General features: G+C 72.3%; 6 protein-coding genes. 5 read left to right on the top strand and 1 reads right to left on the bottom strand.

What is annotated here, in order from left to right; genetic code table 11:
• Positions 1 to 111: 111 nt before the first annotated feature.
• Complete coding sequence (locus tag J4573_RS56260; protein ID WP_307796996.1) at positions 112 to 318, bottom strand: hypothetical protein; 207 nt, start codon at positions 316 to 318, stop codon at positions 112 to 114.
• On the opposite strand from J4573_RS56260, the gene J4573_RS29770 reads away from it, so the two are divergent.
• The 5 genes from J4573_RS29770 to J4573_RS29750 are packed head-to-tail and all read left to right on the top strand — an operon-like array spanning position 220 to position 25,282.
• On the top strand, positions 220 to 12,921 hold the full coding sequence (locus J4573_RS29770; protein WP_307796995.1) for a non-ribosomal peptide synthetase: 12,702 nt from the start codon (positions 220 to 222) through the stop codon (positions 12,919 to 12,921). The genes J4573_RS56260 and J4573_RS29770 overlap by 99 nt on opposite strands.
• The gene (locus J4573_RS29765) at positions 12,918 to 20,537 is read left to right on the top strand and encodes a non-ribosomal peptide synthetase (protein WP_208259186.1); all 7,620 of its coding nucleotides are present in this window, start codon (positions 12,918 to 12,920) and stop codon (positions 20,535 to 20,537) included. The genes J4573_RS29770 and J4573_RS29765 overlap by 4 nt, the downstream gene beginning before the upstream one ends.
• Positions 20,534 to 24,454: a non-ribosomal peptide synthetase gene (locus J4573_RS29760; RefSeq protein WP_208259185.1), complete on the top strand. Its 3,921-nt coding sequence runs from the start codon at positions 20,534 to 20,536 to the stop codon at positions 24,452 to 24,454. The genes J4573_RS29765 and J4573_RS29760 overlap by 4 nt, the downstream gene beginning before the upstream one ends.
• Complete coding sequence (locus J4573_RS29755; RefSeq protein ID WP_208259184.1) at positions 24,451 to 24,660, top strand: MbtH family protein; 210 nt, start codon at positions 24,451 to 24,453, stop codon at positions 24,658 to 24,660. The genes J4573_RS29760 and J4573_RS29755 overlap by 4 nt, the downstream gene beginning before the upstream one ends.
• Entirely contained in the window at positions 24,653 to 25,282 is a 630-nt protein-coding gene (locus J4573_RS29750) for a GNAT family N-acetyltransferase (protein ID WP_307796989.1), read from the top strand. Before J4573_RS29755 ends, J4573_RS29750 begins: the two co-directional genes overlap by 8 nt.

Genomic DNA, 25,282 nt, shown 5'->3' with positions numbered 1-25,282 from the left:
CGCTCTGCACTGGTTGGGGCTACCGGCGGGCGGTGGGGATCGTTCGCGGGTGACGCGAGGCCGGCAGGGACTCGGGGAAGGGGACTTGAGTTACTGCCTGGTGTTCTTTGGTCACACTTCGCGCAAGAAAAGCCCCTCTGACCGGGAAAGTGCTTCCTGATGTCGTCTGAGTACGTTCCTCTTTCCGCCGCTCAGCAGAGCGTCTGGTATGCGCAGCAACTGGCGCCGGAAACGCCGATTCATATTGCGCAGTACATCGAAATCGAGGGACCGGTCGACCACGATCTGTTCGACCGTGTGGCGCGCATTGCGGCGCACGAAGCGGAGTCGATGACGGCGCGCCTGACGGTCCGCGACGGCATTCCGTACCAGATCCTCGATCCGGAGGCGCGGGCCACCATTCCGCTCGTCGACCTGAGCGCCGAGAATGACCCGCGCGAGGCCGCGCAGGCGTGGATGAGGCAGCGGATGCGCGAGCCGCTGCCAATGGACTCCGAACGCCTTTACACGACGGGCCTGCTGCGCCTCGGGCCGGAGCTGCACTACTGGTTCATCCGCGTCCACCACGTGATCGAGGACGCCTACAGCGGCTCGGTCGTGAGCCGCCGCGCCGCCGAGATCTACACGACGCTCGCGCGCGGCGAGGAGTACGTGCCCGCCGAGCGCGGCTCGTACCGCACGGTCCTGGCGGAGGAGACCGCCTACCGCGAGTCGGAGAAGTACGCCAAGGACCGCGCGTACTGGACCGAGCGGTTCGCCGACAAGCCGGTCGCGGTCAGCCTGTCCGACGAGATGGCCGAGCCGACCGCCGACTACCTGAGCCGCATCACCACGATCCCGCCGGACGAGACCGCGGCGCTGGCGACCGGCTCGCGCCGCCTGCGCACCGCGACGCAGGGCCTGGCGATCGCCGCGACCGCCGCCTACGTGTCCCGGATGACCGGCAGCGAGGACGTCATCCTCGGCCTCGCCGTGACGGGCCGCACCTCCCAGCTCTGGCTGGACACCCCGGCGATGCTGGCCACGATCCTGCCGCTGCGCGTGCGGATCACCCCGGGCATGTCGGTCGAGGAGCTGGTCCGCACCGTCACCCGCGCGAGCGCCCGCGCGCTGCGCCACCAGCGCTACCGCCGCGAGGACCTGCTGCGCGACCTGAAGCTGCTCGGCGAGCAGCGGCGCCTGTACGGGCCGGTCATCAACATCATGGCCTTCGACTACCGGATGGACTTCGCGGGCATGCCGGCCCGGATGCACGGCATCACCACCGGCCCGGTCGACGACCTGTCCATCAACATCTGGGACAACTTCGACGGCAACGGCCTGCGCGTCGACTTCGAGGCGCACCCCGACCTCTATTCCGAGGATCAGGTCGCCACCCACCAGGAGCGGTACGTCCGCTTCTTCAAGGCGCTCGCCGACGTCGACCCGGCCACGCCGCTGCGCGACGTCCCGCTGCTGAACGACGCCGAGCGCGCCCTGGTGCTGGACGGCTGGAACGACACCGCCCTGCCCGTCGAGCCCGCCGTCGTTCCCGAGCTGGTCGAGGCCCAGGCGGCCGCGACGCCGGACGCGCCCGCGCTCACCCACACGCCCGCGCTCGCCCACACGCCGGCGCTCGGCCACACGCCCGCGCTCGGCCACGACGGCGTGACGCTCACCTACGCCGAGTTGAACGACCGCGCCAACCGCCTGGCCCGGCACCTCATCGAACGCGGCGTCGGGACCGAGGACTTCGTCGCGCTCGCCCTGCCCAGGACCGCCGACCTGATCGTCGCCGCGCTAGCCGTGATCAAGGCGGGCGCCGCGTACCAGCCGATCGACCTGGCCTACCCGGCCGACCGCATCGCCTACATGCTGGAGGACGCCGCGCCCAAGTGCGTCGTCACCACCACCAAGGCCGATCTGCCGGGCGGCACCCCGCGCGTGGAGGTCGACGCGCTCGATCTGGCCTCGTACGGCCCGGAGAACGTCACCGACGCCGACCGCGTCCGCCCGCTCACGCCGGACAACGCGGCCTACGTCATCTACACCTCGGGCTCGACCGGCCGCCCCAAGGGCGTCGTCGTCTCGCACGCCAACGCCGTCGACCTGTGCGCCTGGGCCCGTAAGGACTTCGGCCCGGAACGCCTCTCGCGCGTCCTGCTGTCCACCTCGCTCAACTTCGACGTCTCGGTCTTCGAATGGCTGACCCCGCTCACCATGGGCGGCCACATCGAGATCGTCCGCGACCTCCTGGACGTCGCCGAGCGCGGCGGCTGGCACGGCTCGCTCATCAGCGGCGTCCCGTCGGCGATGTCGGCGCTGCTGGCGACCGGCCGCCTGGACCTGTCGGCGGGCGACGTCGTCCTCGCCGGTGAGGCGCTGCCGCCGCAGCTGGTCAAGGACCTGCGCGCGCTCATGCCGGACGCCCGCATCTCCAACATCTACGGCCCGACCGAGGCCACCGTCTACGTCACCGCCTGGTACGACGACGGGAACGCGGCGGGCTTCGCGCCGATCGGCGCGCCCCTGGCCAACACCCGCGCCTACGTGCTGGACGCCGCGTTGCAGCCGGTCCCGGTCGGCGTGCCCGGCGAGCTCTACATCGCCGGCGACGGCCTGGCGCGCGGCTACCTGCGCCGCCCCGAGCTCACCGCCGACCGCTTCGTCGCCTGCCCGTACGGGGCGCCGGGGGAGCGGATGTACCGCACCGGCGACCTGGTCCGCTGGGACGACCACGGCCAGATCGAGTACCTGGGCCGCCTCGACCATCAGGTCAAGGTCCGCGGCTTCCGCATCGAGCTCGGCGAGATCGAGCTCGCCCTCACCGCGCACGACGACGTCTCCCAGAGCGTCGTCGTCGCCCGCCAGGACGCCGCGGGCGACACCGTCCTGGTCGGCTACGTCGTCGCGACGCCCGGCGGAACGCCCGGGGCACCGCCCGCCGCGCCCGACCCGGCGGCTCTGCGCACGTTCGTGCGCGGCACGCTGCCCGAATACATGGTCCCGATCGCGGTCGTCGTGCTGCCGGAGATGCCGCTCAACCCGAACGGCAAGCTCGACCGCGCCCAGCTGCCCGCGCCCGACTTCGGCGTGCAGACCACCAGCCAGGAGCCGCGGAACGAGAAGGAGAAGATCCTCTGCGGGATCTTCGCCGAGGTGCTCGGCGTCGAACGGGTCGGGATCAACGACGGCTTCTTCGAGCTGGGCGGCGACTCCCTCAAGGCCACCCGGGTCGTCACCCGCGCCCGCGCCGCGCTCGACCAGGACCTGGCCGTCCGCGCCCTGTTCGAGTCGCCGACCGTCGCCGCGCTCGCCGCCCGTCTCACCGACACCGCCCCGGCGCGGCCCGCGCTCGTTCCGGTGGAACGGCCCGACCCGCTCCCGGTGTCGTACGCGCAGCGCCGCCTGTGGTTCATCAACGACTTCGAGGGCGGCTCGTCCACCTACAACATCCCGATCCCGCTGCGCCTCACCGGCGCCGTGGACCTGTCGGCGATGCGCGCCGCCATGCGCGACATGCTGCTGCGGCACGAGGCCCTGCGGACCGTCTTCGTCGAGATCGAGGGCGAGCCGTACCAGCGGATCCTCGGCGCGAACGAGATCGACCCCGAGCCGGAAGTGTCGGTGCTCAGCCCGGGCGAGATCCCCGAGGCCGTGTTCGAGGCGGCCACCCGCGGCTTCGACCTGACCGCCGCGCCGCCCGTCCGCGTCCACCTCTTCCGGCTGAACGAGCTGAACGAGCTGAACGAGACCGAAGACCAGCACCTCCTGGTCCTGGTGATCCACCACGTGGCCGGCGACGGCTGGTCGATGGAGCCGCTGGCCACCGACCTGATCGCCGCCTACGCCGCCCGCGCCGCCGGGCAGGAGCCGCAGTGGTCGCCGCTGCCCGTTCAGTACGCCGACTACGCGCTCTGGCAGCGCGCCGTCCTCGGCGACGAGGACGACCCGGACAGCCTGATCAGCAAGCAGCTCGCCTACTGGACCGAGGCCCTCGCCGCCCTGCCCGAGGAGCTCGCGCTCCCGACCGACCGGCCCCGCCCGCCGCGCGCCTCCGGCCGCGGCGCACAGGTGCCGTTCACCCTCTCGGCCGAGCTGCACGAGGCGCTCACCGCGGTCGCCCGCGACCACCAGGCGAGCCTGTTCATGGTCATGCAGGCCGCGCTCGCCGGGCTGTTCACCAGGCTCGGCGCGGGCACCGACGTGCCGATCGGCTCGCCGATCGCGGGCCGCACCGACGAGGCGCTGAACGACCTGGTCGGCGTCTTCGTCAACACGCTCGTGCTGCGCACCGACACCTCGGGCGACCCGACGTTCGCCGAGCTGCTCGCCCGCGTCCGCGGCACCGACCTGGCCGCGTTCGCCCACCAGGACGTGCCGTTCGAGCGTCTGGTCGAGGTGCTGAACCCGCGCCGCTCGATGGCCAGGCACCCGCTGTTCCAGGCCATGATCTCGATGCAGACCAACCCGGTCGGCCGTGTCGACCTGCCCGGCCTCACGATCGCGCTGGAGCCGGTCGACACCGGCGTCTCGCGCTTCGACCTGGTCCTGTTCATCGACGAACGTCCCGGCGGCGAGATCGACTGCTCGCTGGAGTACGCGCTCGACCTGTTCGACGAGGAGACGATCCGCGCCCTGGCCGGTCGCCTGGAGCGGATGCTGCTCCAGGTCGCCGCCGACCCCGCGATACCGCTCAGCGCCGTGGAGCTGCTGGACGAGGGCGAGCGCGTGCGGCTGCTGCGCGAACGCAACCAGGCCACCGTTCTGGTGCCGGAGACCACCGCGCCCGCCCTGTTCGAGGAGCAGGCCGCCCGTACCCCCGAGGCCCGCGCCGTCATCGCGGGCGACGCCTCGCTCACCGGGACCTCGTTCACCGGCGCCTCGCTCACCTACGCCGACCTGAACGGCCGCGCCAACCGGCTCGCCCGCCACCTCATCGGCCGCGGTGTGGGCCCGGGCGACATCGTCGCGCTGTCCCTGCCCCGCGACACCGGCCTGGTCGTGGCGCTGCTGGGCGTGCTGAAGACCGGCGCCGCCTACCTGCCGATCGACCCCGCCTACCCGGCCGACCGCGTCGACTACATGCTCGCCGACGCCACCCCGGCGGTCGTTCTCACGGCGGGCGAGCTCGCCGGGACCGACCTGACCGGCATCTCCGGAGACGACGTCACCGACGCCGAGCGCGTCCGGCCGCTGCACCCGCAGGACGCCGCGTACGTCATCTACACCTCCGGCTCCACCGGCCGCCCCAAGGGCGTGGTGATCTCGCACGCCGGGCTGGCCGACTTCCGCGCCCAGTGCGTCGACTTCTACGGCGAGCGGCGGCTCGCCCGCGTCCTGTTCTCCACCTCGCTCAACTTCGACGCCTCGGTGCTGGAGTGGTTCGTGCCGCTCACGGTCGGCGGCGAGATCGAGGTCGTCCGCGACCTGCTGGAGATCGGTGAACGCGGCGGCTGGGAGGGCACGCTCGTCAGCGGCGTCCCGTCCGCGGTGAGCGTGCTGCTCGCCGACTGGGAACCGCGGCTGCGCGCCGACGAGATCACCCTCGGCGGCGAGGCGCTGCCGCCCGCGCTGCTGCGCGAGGTGCGCCGCGTGGTGCCGGACGCCCGGATCTCCAACATCTACGGCCCGACCGAGGCCACCGTGTGGGCCAGCGGCTGGCACGACGGCGGCGACGAGGCGGCCCAGGCTCCGATCAGCCCGCCGATCGGCCGCCCGATGGCCAACATGCGCGCCTACGTCCTGGACGAGACGCTCCACCCGGTGCCGCCGGGCGTTCCCGGCGAGCTGTACGTCGGCGGGCACGGCCTGGCGCGCGGCTACCTCAACCGTTCGCCGCTCACCGCCGAACGGTTCGTCGCCGACCCGTTCGGCCCGCCCGGCGAGCGCATGTACCGCACCGGCGACCGCGTCCGCTGGAACCGCGACGGCGAGCTGGAGTACCTCGGCCGCCTCGACCATCAGGTCAAGGTCCGCGGGTTCCGCATCGAGCCCGGCGAGATCGAGGCCGCGCTGGAGGAGCACGTCGCCGTCGCGCAGAGCGTCGTCGTCGCCCGCGAGGACGCGACCGGCGACACCGTCCTCGCCGCCTACGTCGTTCTGACGTACGAGACGCCGCACCTCACCGAGGACCTGCGGATGCACCTGGCGTCCCGGCTCCCCGAGTACATGGTCCCGTCGGCGATCGTGCCTCTGGACGAGCTGCCGCGCACGCCGAGCGGCAAGCTCGACCGCGCCGCCCTCCCCACCCCCGACCTCGCGGGCGCGCTGGCCGGGCGCGAGCCCAGGGACGCGCGCGAGGAGATCCTGTGCGGGATCTTCGCCGAGGTGCTCGGCCTGCCGAGCGTCGGCATCGGCGACGACTTCTTCGACTTCGGCGGCGACTCGCTGAAGGCCACCCGCGTGGTGTCGCGGGCGCGCGCCGCGCTGCATGTCGAGCTGCCCGTGCGGATCCTGTTCGAGGCGCCGACGGTCGCCGGGCTCGCCGCCCACATCGCCGGCGCCGAGGCGGGGGAGGAGACCCGGCCCGCGCTGGTCCCGGCGCGGCGCCCCGACCCGCTGCCGGTGTCGTACGCGCAGGAACGGCTCTGGTTCCTCAACCGGCTCGAGGGCCCGACCGCCACGTACAACATGCCGATCCCGCTGCGGCTGACCGGTGCCCTCGACTACGACGCGATGCGCGCCGCGCTCGGTGACGTCGTCGGGCGGCACGAGTCGCTGCGCACGCTCTTCGGCGAGCACGACGGCGAGGCCTACCAGCGGATCCTCGCGCCTCGCGGTTCCGAGATCGCCCCCGAGCTGGTCATCGCCGACGCCGAGGCCGACGACCTCCACGGCGCGCTGTTCGTGGACGCCACGCGCGGCTTCGACCTGGCCGTCGAGCTGCCCCTGCGGGCGTTCCTCTACCGGCTCGCGGGCGACGAGCACGTGCTGCTGCTCGTCATGCACCACATCGCGGGCGACGGCTGGTCCATGGCGCCGCTCGCACGCGACGTCATCACCGCCTACCTCGCGCGCCGCGACGGGCAGGAGCCGGGCTGGGCGCCGCTGCGCGTGCAGTACGCCGACTACGCCCTCTGGCAGCGCGAACTCCTCGGCGCGGGCGACGGGACCGACACCCTGGAGGCCCGCCAGCTCGCCTACTGGACCGAGCGGCTCGCCGGGCTGCCCGACCAGACCGTGCTGCCCACCGACCGGCCGCGTCCCGAACGCGCCTCCTACCGCGGCGGCCAGGTCGCCTTCGAGGTGCACGAGGACCTGCACGCGGGGCTCTCGGCGCTGGCCCGCGACCACCAGGTCAGCCTGTTCATGGTCCTGCAGGCCTCGCTCGCCGCGCTGCTGACCCGGCTCGGCGCGGGAACGGACGTGCCGATCGGCTCGCCCGTCGCGGGCCGCACCGACGAGGCGCTGGACGACCTGGTCGGCGTGTTCATCAACACGCTCGTGCTGCGCACCGACACCTCCGGCGACCCCGCGTTCGCCGAGCTGCTCGCCCGTGTCCGCGACACCGACCTCGCCGCCTACGCCCACCAGGACGTGCCGTTCGAGCGCCTCGTCGAGATGATCAACCCGGCCCGGTCGCTGGCGCGGCACCCGCTCTTCCAGGTGATGCTCACCCTGCAGAACAATCCGGCGCCGACAGTGGAGGTGCCCGGCCTCCACATCGGCGTCGAGCCGGTGGACGCCGGGGTCGCCAAGTTCGACCTGGAGTTCCTGCTGGAAGAGCCCCACGACGGCAGCGGCGGCCTCGCCGGAACGATCGAGTACGCGCGCGACCTGTTCGACGAGGAGACCGTCCTGCGGTTCGCGGGCTGGTACCGGCAGGTGCTGGAGGCCGTCGCCGCCGACGCCGCCGTCACCGTGAACGGCCTGGACCTCCCCGGCGTGGACGAACGCGCGGCGAGCCCCGCGGTGGAGCGGCCGGGCGTCAAGAAGCTGGTCGCCTACGTCGTGGCCGCGCCCGGGCAGACCCTCGACGCCGAGGCGCTGCGGGCCTACGTCCGCGAGAACCTCCCCGAGTCGATGGTGCCGTCCGCCGTGGTCGTCCTCGACGAGCTGCCGCTCACGCCGAACGGCAAGGTCGACACCAAGGCGCTGCCCAAGCCCGAGATCACCGAGTCCGCCCCGCGCGCCGCCTACCGCGCCCCGCGCGACGCCCGCGAGGAGACCATCGCGGCCGTCGTCGCCGAGCTGGTCGGCATCGCCAGGGTCGGCATCGACGACGACTTCTTCGAGCTGGGCGGCAACTCGCTCATCGCGATGCGGGTCGTCAGCCGGATCCGGCGCGCGCTGAACGTCGAGCTGCCCGTGCGGGCGCTGTTCGAGGCGCCGACCGTCGCCGGACTGGCCGCGATGCTGGGCGACGCGGGCGCCGAGCCGACGCGGCCCGCGCTGGAACGGCGCGAACGCCCCGACCCGATCCCGCTGTCGTACGCGCAGCAGCGGCTCTGGTTCCTCAACCGGTTCGAGGGCCCGTCGGCGACCTACAACATGCCGACCGCGCTGCGCATCCGCGGCGAGCTCGACACCGCCGCCCTCCAGGCCGCCATCGGTGACCTGGTCGAACGGCACGAGACGCTCCGCACGATCCTGCCCGACGGCGCTTCCGGCGTTCCGCGGCAGCTCATCCTGGACCCGGCCGCCGCCCGCCCCGAGCTGCAGTTCGCCGAGACCACGGCCGCCGAGCTGCCGATCAGGCTCGCCATGGCCGCGGGCCACGCGTTCGACATCTCCGCCGAGCCGCCGCTGCGCGCCCACCTCTACCGGGTCGGCCCGGACGAGCACGTCGCGCTGCTGCTCATGCACCACATCGGCGGCGACGGCTGGTCGATGGCGCCGCTCGCCCGCGACCTCATCACCGCCTACGCCGCGCGCGTCGGCGGCAACGCGCCCGACTGGGCGCCGCTGCCCGTGCAGTACACCGACTACACGCTCTGGCAGCAGGAGCTGTTCGGGTCCGAGGACGCCCCGGAGAGCCTGATCTCCCAGCAGATCGCCTACTGGAAGGACGCCCTGGCCGGGCTGCCTGAGGAACTGCGGCTGCCGACCGACCGGCCGCGGCCTTCCGAGGCCTCCTACCGGGGCGGTACGGCCCGCTTCCACCTCGGGGCCGACGTCCAGGAGAGCCTGCTCAGGGTCGCCCGCGAGACCGGCGCCAGCCCGTTCATGGTCGCCCAGTCCGCGTTCGCCGCCCTGCTCACCAGGCTCGGCGCCGGAACGGACGTGCCGATCGGCTCGCCGATCGCGGGGCGTACCGACGAGGCGCTGGACGACCTGGTCGGCATGTTCGTCAACATGCTCGTCTTCCGCACCGACACTTCCGGCGACCCGACGTTCCGGGACCTGGTGGAGCGGGTCCGCGAGACCGACCTGGGCGCCTACGCCAACCAGGACGTCCCGTTCGAGCGGCTCGTCGAGGTCCTCAACCCGCCGCGCCACCTGGGCCGCCACCCGCTGTTCCAGGTCGGCCTGACGTTCCAGAACAACCCCGAGGCCAGGCTCGAGATGCCGGGCTTCAGCGCCGAACTGGAGCCGCTGCACGCGGGCGTCTCGCGGTTCGACCTGCTGATGATCCTCACCGAGCGGGAGGACGGGCTGGCGGGCGAGCTCGAGTACGCCCTCGACCTCTACGACCCGGCCTCGGCGGAGCGGCTCATCGGCCGCTTCGAGCGCTACCTCACCGCGCTGCTCGCCGACCCCGACGCCCGCATCGGCGCCGTCGACGTCCTCGACCCGGCCGAACGCGCCACCATCCTCACCGAGTGGGCCGGTGGAGCCGCGCCCGAGATGGACCGGACCACGATCCCGGCCCTCTTCGAGGCGCAGGCCGCCGCCAACCCCGAGGCTCTGGCGGTCACGTTCGAGGGCGTCTCGCTGTCATACGGCGAGGTCAACGCCCGCGCCAACCGTCTCGCCCGTCATCTGGTCGCGCAGGGTGTTGGTCCTGAGCAGTTCGTGGCGCTGAAGCTGCCGCGTTCGGCCGATCTGGTGGTCGCGATCCTGGCGGTGTTGAAGGCGGGCGCGGCCTACGTGCCGATGGACCCCGACTACCCGGCCGATCGCATCGCCTACATGGTCGAGGACTCCAACCCGGTCCTGACGCTGGAGAGCGTCGAGATCCCCGACGGCTACGACGACTCGAACCTGGGCGTCGCCATCTCGCCCGACCACCCGGCCTACGTCATCTACACCTCGGGCTCGACGGGTCGTCCCAAGGGTGTCGTCATCCCGCACCAGAACGTGGTGCGCCTGTTGCGTGCGACCGAGCAGTGGTTCGACTTCGGCCCGGATGACGTGTGGACGCTGTTCCACTCCTACGCGTTCGACTTCACCGTCTGGGAGCTGTGGGGCTCACTCCTCTACGGCGGCCGCTTGGTCGTCGTTCCCTACCTGACGTCCCGCTCGCCCGAGGACTTCGCGCAACTCCTCGCCGAGGAGCGCGTGACCGTTCTCAACCAGACGCCGTCGGCGTTCTACCAGCTCATGCCGCACGAACGGGACGACCTGGCCGTCCGCTATGTGATCTTCGGCGGCGAGGCGCTGGAGCCCGCACGGCTGCGCGGCTGGCAGAACGCCCGCCTGGTCAACATGTACGGGATCACCGAGACGACCGTCCACGTCTCCTACGTCGAGGTCGACCGCGACTACCCCGGCAGCGTCATCGGCGTCGCGATCCCGGACCTCAAGATCTACGTGCTCGACGACCGGCTGCAGCCCGTCGCCCCCGGAGTCGTCGGGGAGATGTACGTGGCGGGCGCGGGTCTGGCGCGCGGCTACCTCAACCGGCCCGCCCTCTCCGCCGAACGGTTCGCCGCCGACCCGTACGGCAAGCCCGGCACCCGCATGTACCGCACCGGCGACGTCGGCCGCTGGCTGAACGACGGCCGCCTCGAATACCTGGGGCGTTCCGACCAGCAGGTCCAGCTCCGCGGCTTCCGCATCGAGCTCGGCGAGATCGAGACCGCGCTGACCCGCCACGAGGCGATCGCCGACGCGGCCGTGATCGTGCGCGACGACCGCCTGGTCGCCTACGTGGTCGGCTCCACCGAGGACGACCTGCGCCGTTTCGTCGGCAAGGACCTGCCCGACTACATGGTCCCGGCCGTCGTGGTCGAGCTGGACGCGCTCCCGCTGACCGTGAACGGCAAGCTCGATCGCAAGGCGCTCCCCGAGCCGGACTTCGCCGCCAAGGTCTCCACCCGCACGCCGAGCACGCCCGACGAAGAGACCCTCGCCGCCCTCTTCGCCGAGGTCCTGGGCCTGGAACGGGTCGGGATCGACGACGGGTTCTTCGACCTGGGCGGCGACTCGATCATCGCGATCCAGCTCGTCTCCCGCGCCCGCCAGTCCGGCCTGGTCATCTCCCCGCGCCAGGTCTTCCAGCACCAGACCGTCGAGGAGCTCGCCGCGATCGCCCAGCCGGTCGGCGAAGGTGAGCAGATCGAGGCCGAGGCCCCCGGCACCGGCGTCGGCCCGGTCCCGATCACCCCGATCGTGGCGTGGCTGCGCGACCGCGTGGACGGCGACGCCGAGCTGATCAAGGGCTTCCACCAGGCGATGCTGCTGCGCGCCCCGGCCGGGCTCGGCCTGGACCGGCTCACCGCCGCGTTCCAGACCGTTCTGGACCACCACGACGCGCTCCGGCTCCGCCTCGACACCGGCGGAGACCGGTGGCAGCCGATCGTCCAGCCGCAGGGGGCCGCGCCCGCCGTCGTCACTCGCGTGGACGTCGCCGACCTCGATGCCGACAAGCTCGCCGACGCCGTGACCGAGCACGCCACCGCCGCCCGCGACCGGCTCGACCCGGCCGCCGGTGTCATGGCGCAGCTGGTCTGGTTCGACGCGGGTCAGGCGCAGGGCCGCCTCCTGGTCGTCCTGCACCACCTGGTCGTGGACGGCGTCTCCTGGCGCGTGCTCCTCCCGGACCTGGTCACCGCGTGGGCGGGCGGGGAGCTCCAGCCGGTCGCCACCTCGTTCCGCCGCTGGGCGCAGCGCCTGAACGCCGCCGCGACCGACCCGGCCCGCGCCGCCGAGCTGGACACCTGGCTCGACATCGTGGACGGCCCGAACCAGCGGCTGGCGTTCCGTGCGCTCGACCCCCGCGTCGACATCGCGGCCCGCGCCACCTCGGTCACCCTCGACCTGCCCGCCGACGTCACCGGGCCGCTGCTCACCGACGTGCCCGCCGCGTTCCACGGCCGGGTGAACGACGCGCTGCTCACCGGGCTGACCCTGGCGATCACCCAGTGGCGCAGGCACCGCGGCGGCCGCGGCACCAGCGTGCTGCTCGACCTCGAAGGCCACGGCCGGGAGGACATCGTCCCGGGCGTCGACCTGTCCCGCACCGCGGGCTGGTTCACCTCGATCTACCCGGTGCGCCTGGACGCGGGGGCGATCGACTGGGCCGAGATCCGCGACGGCGGCCTGGCCGCCGGGACCGCGCTGAAGAAGGTCAAGGAGCAGCTCCGCGAGATCCCCGACAACGGCATCGGCCACGGCCTGCTGCGCCACCTGAACTCCGACACGGCCGAGGAGCTGGCCGAGCTGCCGCCCGCGCAGATCGCGTTCAACTACCTCGGCCGCGTCGACCCCGGCGGCGCGGACGGCGACTGGAGCCTGGCCGCCGAGCCGCTGCCCGGCGGCGAGGACCCGCGCATGCCGATGGCGCACGTCCTGGAGATCAACGCGATCACCCGGGACCTGCCGGGCGGGCCCGAGCTGAGCGTCACCTGGACGTGGCCGGCCGGGCTGCTGGAGGTGAACGACGTACGCGAGCTCGCCGAGGGCTGGTTCGAGGCGCTGCGCGGCCTGGTCGCGCACGTCGGCGGCGATGGCGACCAGCAGACGGCGGCCGGCGGGTTCACCCCGTCCGACCTCCTGGTGGACCTCGACCAGAGCGAGATCGACAACCTGCAGGACGCGTGGAGGCACAACTCTTGAACCGGGGCGACCTCGAGGACATCCTGCCGCTCTCGCCGCTTCAGCAGGGCTTCTTCTTCCACGCGCTGTACGACGCCGACGCGACCGACGTCTACACCGCGCAGTTCGTCCTCGACCTGGAAGGGCCGCTGGACGCGGGTGCGCTGCGGGCCGCCGCCGAGACGCTGCTGCGGCGCCACCCCAACCTGCGCGCCGCGTTCTGGCACGAGGGCGTCTCCAAACCGGTCCAGGTCATTCCGCGCAGCGTCGACCTGCCGTGGGAGGAGGTCGAGGTCGCCGACGCGGCCGAGGCCGACGCGATCGTGGCGCGTGAACGGATCCGCTCGTTCGACATGACCGCGCCGCCGCTGCTGCGCTTCGTGCTGGTGAAACTGGGCGCCGAACGCTTCCGGCTGGTGTTCACCAACCACCACATCCTGCTGGACGGCTGGTCGACGCCGATCCTGGCGACCGAGCTGTTCATGCTGTACGTGCAGGGCGGACACGATCAGGGCTTCCCGCGCGTCACCCCGTACAAGAACTACCTGGCCTGGCTCACCAAGCAGGACCGCGACGCCGCCGGGAAGGCCTGGCAGAACGCCCTTGCCGGGCGGGACGAGCCGAGCCTGGTCGCCCCCGAGGCAGCGGGCCGCCCGCCCGCGCCGCCGGAGCGGACGATCACCGAGCTGGACGAGCGGCTGACCAAGAAGCTTCAGCGGGCGGCGCGGCGGCACGGCGTCACGCTCAGCACCGTGCTGCAGGGCGCGTGGGGGCTCGTGCTGGGGCGCCTGCTCGGCAGCAACGACGTCGTCTTCGGCGCTACCGTCTCGGGACGGCCGCCTGAGCTGCCGGGCATCGAGCAGATGATCGGGCTGTTCATCAACACGCTCCCGATCCGGGTGTCGTACCGGCCGGACGAGACGCTCGCCGCGCTGATGGAACGGCTCCAGGACGAGCAGACCGAGCTGCTCCCGCACCATCACCTCGGGCTCACCGACATCCAGCGGGTCGCCGGGCACGGCAGCGCGTTCGACACGATGACCGTGCTGGAGAACTACCCGTTCGACCCGGCCTCGATGGACGGCTCGCTGAACGGCGTCCGGATCGCCGCCGCCGACTCCTACGACGCCACGCACTTCCCGCTGTCGTTCGTCGCCGCGCCGGGGGACGGTCTTTCGCTGCGGCTGCACTACCGGCCCGACGTCTACGAGCAGGACGTCGTCGAGGCGCTGCTGGCGCGGGTGTGCCGCTTCCTGGAGGCGTTCGCGAACGACTCCGAGCAGCCGATCGGCGCCGTGGAGCTCGCGGGCGAGGATGAGCGGGCCCGGCTGGACGGCTGGAACGACACCGCCGCCGAGCTCCGCCCGGAATGCCTGCCCGATCTCTTCGAGCGGCAGGCCGCCCGGACCCCGGATGATGTGGCGCTGGTCTGCGGCGAGGAGTCGCTGACGTACGCGGAGCTGAACGGCCGGGCCAACCGGCTCGCGCACGAGCTGATCGCACGCGGAATCGGGCCCGAGGACCGCGTCGCGCTCGTGCTGCCGCGCACGCCCGAGATCGTGGTCTCGCTGCTGGGCGTGCTGAAGGCGGGCGCGGCCTACGTGCCGATCGACCCCGAGTACCCGGCCGACCGCATCGCCTACATGCTCGACGACTGCCGTCCCGCCCTCACGATCGACGGGCCGCTGGAGGTCGCGGGCCGGCCCTCGCACGACCCGGAGCGGCGGTTGGTCCAGGGCAACACCGCGTACGTCATCTACACCTCCGGGTCGACCGGGCGGCCGAAGGGCGTGGCGGTCCCGCACACCGGGGTGCTCAACTACTTCGAGTCGCACCGGATCGGGTTCATGGACCCGTCGATCGAGGCGGTCGGCGGGCGGCGGATGCGGTTCGCGCACCTGGCGTCGTTCTCGTTCGACACCTCGTGGATGGGCCTGCTGTGGATGATGTACGGCCACGAGCTGCACCTCATCGACGACGAGACCCGGCGCGACGTGCAGGCCTACGTCGCCTACGTGGGCGAGCACCGGATCGATCTGGTCAACACCACGCCGTCGCACTTCCGTTCGCTGCGCGAGGCCGGGCTGCTGGAGGGCGACGGGCGGCACCGGCCGTCGCAGCTCCTGCTGGGCGGTGAGGGCATCGGCGAGGGGCTGTGGGACGAGCTGCGCGCCGCCGCCCCCGGGCTGACCACGCGCAACTTCTACGGGCCGACCGAGTCGACGATCGACACGATGAACCAGGTCGTCGAGCGCAGTGAGCGGGCGGTCGTCGGTGCCCCGCAGCGCAACACGCGTTCCTACGTGCTGGACGCGGCGCTGCAGCCGGTCCCGGTGGGGGTTCCGGGTGAGCTCTACCTGGCCGGTGTGCAGCTCGCGCGCGGCTACTTCGACCGTCCCGGCCTGACCGCCGAGCGGTTCGTCGCCGACCCGTTCGGCGCGCCGGGGGAGCGGATGTACCGCACCGGCGACCTGGTCCGCTGGACGCCCGAGGGAACGATCGAATACCTCGGCCGCGTCGACGACCAGGTCAAGATCCGCGGGTTCCGGGTCGAGCTCGGCGAGATCGAGAACGTCGTCGGCGCCTTCGAGGGCGTGATCCAGGCCGCGGTCGCCGTCCGCGAGGACGCACCGGGCGACAGGCGCCTCGCCGCCTACGTCGTCGGGCCGGTCGATCTCACGGCGCTGCGCCGGCACGCCGCCGAGAGCCTCCCCGACTACATGGTCCCGTCCTTCACCGCGCTCGACGCGCTGCCGCTCACGGTGAACGGCAAGCTCGACCGCGCCGCGCTGCCCGCCCCCGACGGCGGCGGCGCTGTGGCGGGACGGGCGCCGCGTTCGCCGCAGGAGGAGATCCTGTGCGGCCTGTTCGCCGAGGTGCTCGGCGTGGCGCGGGTCGGCGTGGACGACGGCTTCTTCGCGCTCGGCGGCGACTCCCTCACCGCCACCCGGCTCGTCGGCAAGATCCGGACCGCGCTCGGCGCGGAACTGCCGGTCCGCGCGCTGTTCGAGGCGCCGACCGTCGCGGGCCTGGCCGAACGCATCGCCGAGGCGTCGGGCAGCGTCCGGCCCGCGCTGGTGCGGGCCGAGCGGCCGGACGTGATCCCGCTGTCGTACGCGCAGCAGCGGCTCTGGTTTCTCAACCGCTTCGAACGCCAGTCCGCCACGTTCAACATGCCGATCGCGCTGCGCCTGAACGGACACCTCGACCACGAGGCGCTGCAGGCCGCGCTCGGCGACGTCGTCGCGCGGCACGAGTCGCTGCGCACGATCTTCCCGGACGGGTCGGGGACCGCCCGCCAGCTCGTTCTGGACGGCGCCGCCGCCCGGCCGCGCCTGGTCGTCTCCGAGGCGACCGAGACCGGACTGCCGATGGCGCTGGCGGCGGCGGCCGGGCAGGGCTTCGACCTGTCGGTCGAGCCGCCGCTGCGGGTGCGGCTGTTCACGGTCGGGGAGAACGAGCAGGAGAAGGAGCAGGAGGACGAGCACGTCCTGCTGCTCGTCCTGCACCACATCGCCGCCGACGGCTGGTCGATGGCGCCGCTCGCCCGCGACGTGATCGTGGCGTACGCGGCGCGCAGCGAGGGCCACGCCCCGGTGTGGGCGCCGCTGCCGGTGCAGTACGCGGACTACACGCTGTGGCAGCAGGAGCTGTTCGGGTCCGAGGACGATCCGGAGAGCCTGGTCTCGCGGCAGATCGCGTACTGGAAGGACACCCTCGCCGGGCTGCCCGACCAGCTGGAGCTGCCGACCGATCGGCCGCGCCCCGCCGAGTCGACCTACCGCGGCAAGACGCTGGCCTTCGAGCTGGACGCCGACCTGCACGGCGCGCTGCTGAAGATCGCGCGCGACAGCGGCGCGAGCCTGTTCATGGTCATGCAGGCGGCGTACGGAGCGCTGCTGACGCGCCTGGGCGCGGGAACGGACGTGCCGATCGGTTCGCCGATCGCAGGCCGTACCGACGAGGTGCTGGACGACCTGGTCGGCATGTTCGTCAACATGCTGGTGCTGCGCACCGACACCTCCGGCGACCCGTCGTTCCGCGACCTGATCGCCCGGGTCAAGGAGACCGACCTCGCCGCCTACGCCCACCAGGACCTGCCGTTCGAACGGCTCGTGGAGGTGCTCAACCCGGCCCGGTCGATGGCGCGGCACCCGCTCTTCCAGGTCGTGCTGTCGTTCCAGAACAATCCCGAGGCCAAGCTGGAGCTCGACGGGCTCAGCGGCGGAGCCGAGCCGCTCGCCTCCGGCGTCGCCAAGTACGACCTGTCGCTCTACCTGGAGGAACGGCACGGCGAGGACGGCGCGCCCGCCGGAATCGAGGGCGGCCTGGAGTACGCGCTCGACCTCTTCGACCCGGCCACGGCCGAGTCGATCGCGACCCGCTTCGAGCGGCTGCTGCACGAGTTGGTCGACGCGCCCGACGCCCCGATCGGCACCGCCGAGATCCTCGACCGCGCCGAGCGCCGCGCCATCCTGCGCACGTGGGCGGGCGGCACGGCCGAGCCGGTGGAGCGGACCACGATCCCGGCACTGTTCGAGGAGCAGGCGGAGATCCGTCCCGGAGCCCCGGCCGTCACGTTCGAGGGCGTCTCGCTGTCGTACGGTGAGGTGAACGCGCGGGCCAACCGATTGGCTCGTCACCTTGTCGCGCGGGGCGTCGGTCCTGAGCAGTTCGTGGCGCTGAAGCTGCCGCGTTCGGCTGACCTTGTCGTGGCGATCCTGGCGGTGCTGAAGGCGGGCGCCGCGTATGTGCCGATGGATCCGGACTACCCGGCCGATCGCATCGCCTACATGGTCGAGGACTCCAACCCGGTCCTGACGATCGAGAGTGTCGAGATCCCGGACGGCTACGACGACTCCGACCTGGGCATCACGATCTCCCCGGACCACCCGGCCTACGTCATCTACACGTCCGGCTCGACCGGTCGTCCCAAGGGCGTCGTCATCCCGCATCAGAACGTCGTCCGGCTACTGCGTTCGACCGAGCAGTGGTTCGACTTCGGCCCCGATGACGTGTGGACGCTCTTCCACTCCTACGCGTTCGACTTCACGGTGTGGGAGCTGTGGGGCTCGCTGCTGTACGGCGGCCGTCTCGTCGTCGTCCCGTACCTCACGAGCCGTTCTCCCGAGGAGTTCGCCGAGCTGCTCGCGGCCGAGCGCGTCACGGTCCTGAACCAGACGCCGTCGGCGTTCTACCAGCTCATGCCGCACGAACGGGACGACCTCGCGGTCCGTTACGTGATCTTCGGCGGCGAGGCACTGGAGCCCGCACGGCTGCGCGGGTGGGAGAACGCGCGGCTGGTCAACATGTACGGGATCACCGAGACGACGGTGCACGTCTCCTACGTCGAGGTCGACCGTGAGCACGTGGGCAGTGTCATCGGTGTCGGCATCCCCGACCTGCGCGTCTACGTGCTCGACGATCGCCTCCAGCCCGTTCCGCCCGGTGTGGTGGGGGAGATGTACGTGGCGGGCGCGGGCCTGGCGCGCGGTTACCTCAACCGGCCGGCCCTCTCCGCCGAGCGGTTCGTCGCCGACCCGTACGGCAAGCCCGGCACCCGCATGTACCGCACCGGCGACCTGGGCCGCTGGCTCAAGGACGGCCGGCTCGAATACCTCGGCCGCGCCGACCAGCAGGTGCAGCTGCGCGGCTTCCGGATCGAGCTGGGCGAGATCGAGGCGGCCCTGACGCGCCACGAAGCCATCAGCGACGCGGCCGTGATCGTCCGGGACGACCGCCTGGTCGCCTACGTGGTCGGCTCCACCGACGATGATCTCCGCCGCCACGTGGGCAAGGACCTGCCCGACTATATGGTTCCGGCCGTCGTGATGACGCTGGACGCGCTCCCGCTCACGGTCAACGGCAAGCTCGACCGCAAGGCGCTGCCCGCCCCCGACTACGCGGCCAAGGTCTCCTCCCGTACGCCCCGCACGCCCAACGAAGAGACCCTCGCAGCGCTCTTCGCGGAGGTGCTCGGCCTGGAACGGGTCGGGATCGACGACGGGTTCTTCGACCTGGGCGGCGACTCGATCATCGCGATCCAGCTCGTCTCCCGCGCCCGCCAGTCCGGCCTGGTCGTCTCGCCCCGCGACGTGTTCCAGCACCAGACGGTCGAGGAGCTCGCCGCGATCGCCCAGCCGGTCGGTGAGGGCGAGCAGGTCGAGGTCGAGGCTCCGGGCGCGGGCGTCGGCCCGGTCCCGGCGACGCCGATCATGCGCTGGTTCCAGGAGCTGCGGGGCCCGACCGGCGACTACAGCCAGCGGATGCTGCTCCAGGTGCCGCCCGGCCTGGGCGTCGAACGGCTGACCAAGGCACTGCAGACCGTTCTGGACCACCACCACATGCTCCGGCTCCGCGTCGACGGTGACGACTTCGAGGTCACCGAGCCCGGCACGGTCGACGCCACGCCGCTGTTCCGTCGCGTGGACGTCACCGGCCAGGACGACCTCCACGCCACCCTCGCCGCCGAAGCACGCGCGGCCCGCGAGCGTCTCGACCCGGCCACCGGCACGATGGCCCAGCTCGTCTGGTTCGACGCGGGCCCCGAGCGGTCCGGCCGCCTGCTGCTCACGCTCCACCACCTGGTCGTGGACGGCGTCTCCTGGCGCATCCTGCTTCCCGACCTGGTCGCCGCGTGGGGCGGCGCGCAGCCGGAACCGGTCGCCACCTCGTTCCGCCGCTGGGCGCAGCGCCTGAACGCCGAGGCGTCCGACCCCGCCCGCACGGCCGAGCTGCCGCTGTGGACCGACATCCTCACCACGCCCGATCCCGTCCTCGGCGAACGCTCCCTCGACCCCGCCACCGACACGTTCGGCACGGCACGCCACCTCACCCTGGACCTGCCCGCCGACGTGACCGGGCCGCTGCTCACCGACGTGCCCGCCGCGTTCCACGGCCGCGTCAACGACGTGCTGCTCACGGGCCTGGCCCTCGCCGTCGCCGAGTGGCGGCGCGCACGCGGCACCACCGACGAGCCGGCCGTTCTCCTCGACCTCGAGGGCCACGGCCGCGAGGAGATCGTCCCGGGCGTGGACCTGTCCCGCACCGTCGGCTGGTTCACCTCGATCTACCCGGTCCGCCTCGACCCAGGCGCGCTCGACTGGGCCGAGGTGCGCGAGGGCGGTCAGGGCACCGGCACCGCGTTGAAGCTGATCAAGGAGCAGCTCCGCGACATCCCCGACAACGGGATCGGTTACGGCCTGCTCCGCCACCTCGCCCCGGCCGGATGCCCACAGCTCGCCTTCAACTATCTGGGTCGTTCGGCGGTGCCCGAGGCCACCGACTGGGGACCGGCCGCGCAGGCCGACAGCGACGCGCTCGGCGGCGGCCAGAGCGACGAACTCGCCCTCGTGCACGCCATCGAGGTCAACTCGCACACCCGCGACCTCCCCGGCGGCCCCGAGCTGTCGGCGACCTGGACGTGGGCGGGCGGCCTCTTCACCGAAGGCGAGATCGGGGACCTGGCGACCAAGTGGTTCGAGGCGCTGCGCGGGCTGGTCGCGCACGTCGTCGAGGGCCCGGGCGACGGGCCGGTCGGCGGCTTCACCCCCTCCGACCTGTCCCTGGTGGAGATCGACCAGGACGAGATCGACGCGCTGGCCGCGGAACTCGACGGCGAATGGGAGCTCGATTGACCACCGAGCAGAAGCAGTCTCAGCTTGAGGACGTCCTGCCGCTGTCGCCGCTGCAGCAGGGGTTGTTCTTCCACGCGCTGTACGACACCGGGCAGGACGTCTACACCGCGCAGATCGTCTTCGACATGGACGGCCCGTTCGACGCCGCCGCGTTCAAGGCCGCGGCGGGGACGCTGCTGCGCCGCCACGCCAACCTGCGCGCCGGGTTCCGGCAGCGCAAGGAGGGCTCGCCGGTCCAGGTCGTGCACCGCCAGGTGAAACTGCCCTGGGAGGAACTGGACCTGTCCGGCCGCCCGGACGCAGACAAGGACGCCGAGGCCGCCGCCGTCGCTGAACGCGAGCGGACCACGCCGTTCGACATGGCCCGCCCGCCGCTGCTGCGCTTCGTGCTGATCAAGCTGGCGGATGACCGGCACCGGGTGGTGTTCACCAACCACCACATCCTGCTGGACGGCTGGTCCACGCCCGTTCTGCAGACCGAGCTGTTCGCGCTCTATCTCGCCAAGGGCGACGACACCGGGATGCCGCGCGTCACCCCGTACAAGAACCACCTGGCCTGGCTCGCCAAGCAGGACCGCGGCGCCGCCGAGGAGGCCTGGCGCACTGCCCTGAACGGGATCGAGGAGCCGACGCTGGTCGCGCCCGAGGCGGCCAAGTCCGGCGTCGCCGACCGCGTCCGCACCCGCCTGTCGGCCGACCTGACGGCGGCGCTGAACGCCCGCGCCCGCGCACAGGGCGTCACGTTCAACACCGTTCTCCAGCTGGCCTGGGGAACGCTGCTCGGCCGCATCACCGGCAACACCGACGTGGTGTTCGGCGCGGCGGTCTCCGGGCGCCCGCCCGAGCTGCCCGGCGTCGAGCAGATGATCGGCCTGTTCATCAACACGCTGCCGATCCGCGTCCGGGTGCGGCCCGCCGACACCGTCGCCCAGGCGCTCAAGGGGCTGCAGGGCGAGCAGGCCGACCTGATGGCCCATCATCACCTGGGCCTGGCCGACATCCAGAAGCTCACCGGGATCGGGACGCTCTTCGACACCATGACGGTGCTGGAGAACTACCCGTTCGACCCCGACGCGGCCGGGACCGACCTCGGCGGGCTCACACTGCACGACGTGGACGGCCACGATGCCAGCCACTACCCGATCACCCTGGCCGCCGTGCCGGGGCGGGAGCTGTCGCTGCGCATCGACTACCGCACCGACGTCTACGACGCCGAGACCGCGCAGCGGATGATGGACCGGCTCGTCCGCATCCTCACCGCGATCGCCCACAAGCCCGACCTCCCGCTCGGCCGCATCGACGTTCTCGCCGACGACGAGCGCGCCAAGGTCATGGGGGAGTGGCAGGGCACGGTCACGGGACGCCAGGCCGGCCCCGAGACCATCACGGGCCGCTTCGCCGACCGCGTAGCGGAAAGCCCCCATGCGCCGGCGATGCGTGCGAGCGGCGAGTCGTACACCTACGCCGAGCTGGACGCCCGCGCCAACCGTCTCGCGCACCGGCTCATCGGGCTCGGCGTGCGGCCTGAGACCCGGGTGGCGGTGCTGCTCGAACGGTCCGCCGACCAGGTGGTCACCTCGCTCGCGGTGCTGAAGGCGGGCGGGGCGTACGCGCCGATCCACCACGGCTACCCGCCGGACCGCATGGCCTGGGCCGTCGCCGAGGTCGACGCGCCCGTGCTGCTGGTCAACCTGGCGATGAAGGACCGGGTCGCCGAGCTGAACACCTCCGCCCGCATCGTCGTGGTGGACGACGACCCGGATCTGGCCGCCCAGCCGACCACCGACCCCGGGATCGTCAACCACCCCGAGCAGCTCGCGTGCGTGCTGTTCACCTCCGGCTCCACGGGGGTGCCCAAGGGCGTCATGCTCCGCCACCGCGACGTCGTGGACCTCAGCCACGACGCCGTCATGCGCAGCGGCGCGCACGAGCGCGTCCTGGTGCAGTCGGCGCACGCCTTCGACGCCTCCCTGTACGAGATCTGGTCGCCGCTGCTGCACGGCGGCTCGGTCGTGGTCGCGCCGCCCGGCCAGCTCGACGGCGCCGCGTTCGAGAAGATCATCGAGGCCGAGGACGTCACCGGCCTCTTCCTCACCACCACGCTGTTCAACCTGGTCGCCGAGGAACGGCCGGGCGCGTTCGCCCGCGCCAAGGAGGTCCTCACCGGCGGCGAGGCCGGGTCTCCGGCGGCCATGCGCAAGGTGCTGGCGGCCTGCCCGGACACCGAGGTCGGCAACGTCTACGGCCCGACCGAGGCCACCACGTACACCACGATCGTCGGCATGCGCGCCCCGCTGGACGCCGGGGCGCGGTCGGCGGTGCTCGGCCGGCCGATCGACGACATGCTCCTGTACGTCCTGGACGCGGGGCTGCGGCCGGTCGCGCCCGGCGTCGTCGGCGAGGCCTACATCGCCGGGGCGGGCCTGGGCCGCGGCTACCTCGACCGGCCCGGTCTCACCGCCGAACGCTACGTCGCCGACCCGTTCGGCGCGCCCGGCGACCGCATGTACCGCACCGGCGACCTGGTCCGCTGGAACGCGGACGGCTGCCTGGAGTACGTCGAGCGGATCGACTTCCAGGTCAAGGTGCGCGGCTTCCGGATCGAGCTGGGCGAGATCGAGGCGGCCCTCGCCGCCCACCCCGGCGTCGCCAACGTCGCCGTCATCGCCCGTGAGGACACCCCCGGCACCAAGCGCATCGCCGCCTACGTCGTCCCGACCGGCGGAATCGCCCCGGACGCGCTGGACCCGGCCGTGCTGAAGCGGTGGGTCGCCGAACGCCTTCCCGAGTACATGGTCCCGGCCGCGTTCGTCGTCCTCGCCACCTTCCCGACGAACCCGAACGGCAAGCTGGATCGGCGTGCGCTGCCCGCGCCCGACTTCGAGGCGGCGGCCGGTGGACGGGCGCCGCGTTCATCCGAGGAGGAGACGCTGTGCGACCTGTTCGCGCAGGTCCTCGGGGTGGAACGGGTCGGCGCCGACGTCAGCTTCTTCGACCTCGGCGGCGACAGCATCGCCGCGATCAAGCTGGTCAGCCGGGCGCGGCAGGCGGGCATCGAGCTGACCGCGCGCGACGTGTTCACCCACCAGACCGTCGAGGCGCTGACGAGGGTGGGCGACGAGGAGGACCGGCTCGGCTTCGAGGTGCTGCTGCCGATCCGCACCTCCGGATCCAGGCCGCCGATGTTCTTCGTGCACCCGGCGGGCGGGCTGTCGTGGGGCTACCTCCAGTTCCAGCGGCACCTGGGCCCCGACCAGCCGATCTACGGGCTGCAGGCGCGGGCGTTCACCCGCTCTGAGCTGCCCGGCTCGGTCGCCGAGATGGCCGAGGACTACCTGGAGCAGATCCGGTCCGTGCAGCCGAGCGGGCCCTACAACCTGGCCGGGTGGTCGCTGGGCGGGCTGGTGGCGTACGAGATGGCCTGCCGCTTGCAAGCCGAGGGCGAAGAGGTCGGCCTGCTCGCCCTCATGGACGCCTACCACGGCCAGGACCTGGAGTCCGAGCGCCGCGAGATCCTCCCCGAGCTGCTCCAGGCCATCGGCATCGACGCCACCATGGTCGCCCCCGACGGCAACCCGGACATGACCCAGATCATGGCGGTGCTGGCCGACCGCGAGGACGCCCTGTCCACGCTCGGCGAGGACGACCTGGTCAACGTCTACCGCAACTACGAGAACGGCCTGCGGCAGGCCGAGCAGTGGACGCCGCACGCCTTCCGCGGCGACCTGGTCTTCTTCACCGCGCTCCAGGGCCGCACCGAAGGCTCGCCCTCGGCCGCCTCCAACTGGAGCACGCTCGTGACCGGCGAGATCGAAGACCACGTCATCGACGTCGACCATCACCTGCTGATGGAACCCGAACCTGCCGCCGAGATAGGCGCCGTCCTGGCGGCAAAGCTGAAAGGAAACCCCCGATGACCAACCCCTTCGAGGACGCCGACGGCACCTACCTGGTGCTCGTCAACGACGAGGGCCAGCACTCGCTGTGGCCGTCGTTCGCCGAGGTCCCGGCCGGCTGGACGGTGGCCAAGAACGAGGACACCCGGCAGGCCTGCCTGGACTACATCAACGAGAACTGGACCGACATGCGGCCGAAGAGCCTCATCGAGGCCATGGGTGAATGACGTAGTCGAGGTCGCCGCCGTCACCGAGTGGGCCATGGAGATGCTCGACCTGGAGGATCTGCGGCCCGCTCCGCTGCCCGGGGTCGAGATGACCTTCACCCGGTCCTGCGTCCCCTCGCCGGACGTGAGCCGCGCCCTGTACGCGGCGGTCGGCGCGCGGGTCTGCTGGACCGACCGCTTCCCCTGGTCGTTCGAGGACTGGCGAGCCTGGGTGGACCGGCCCGAGCTGAGCACCTGGATCGCGATGGCCGAGGGAACGATCGCGGGCTTCTTCGAGCTGGAGGCCCAGCCCGGCGGTGCCACCGAGGTGCACCTGGTCGGCCTCACCCCGGCGTTCGTCGGCAAGGGCTACGGCGGTTATCTCGTCGAGCAGTGCGTCCGGCGCGCCTGGCAGCGCGGCAGCCTGTGGGCCGAGCACGCCGGTCCCGCCACTCGGGTGTGGCTGCGCACCAGCACGCTCGACCATCCGAACGCGATGGCCAACTACCGGCGCCGGGGCTTTAAGGTGGCGGAGGAGATCACCAAGCCCAAGTCCGTCCCCGACCCGCGGATCGCCCCCTGGCCGCTCCCCGAGGACCCCCGCATGATGCGGCCCGCCCACGAAGAGGAGCTCATCTCTTGA

Origin of the sequence: Actinomadura barringtoniae, from assembly GCF_017573505.1 — a bacterium.
Lineage (GTDB): Bacteria > Actinomycetota > Actinomycetes > Streptosporangiales > Streptosporangiaceae > Spirillospora > Spirillospora barringtoniae.
The sequence above is the reverse complement of the archived record's forward strand: the minus strand, read 5'-3'. Positions and strand labels throughout refer to the sequence as shown.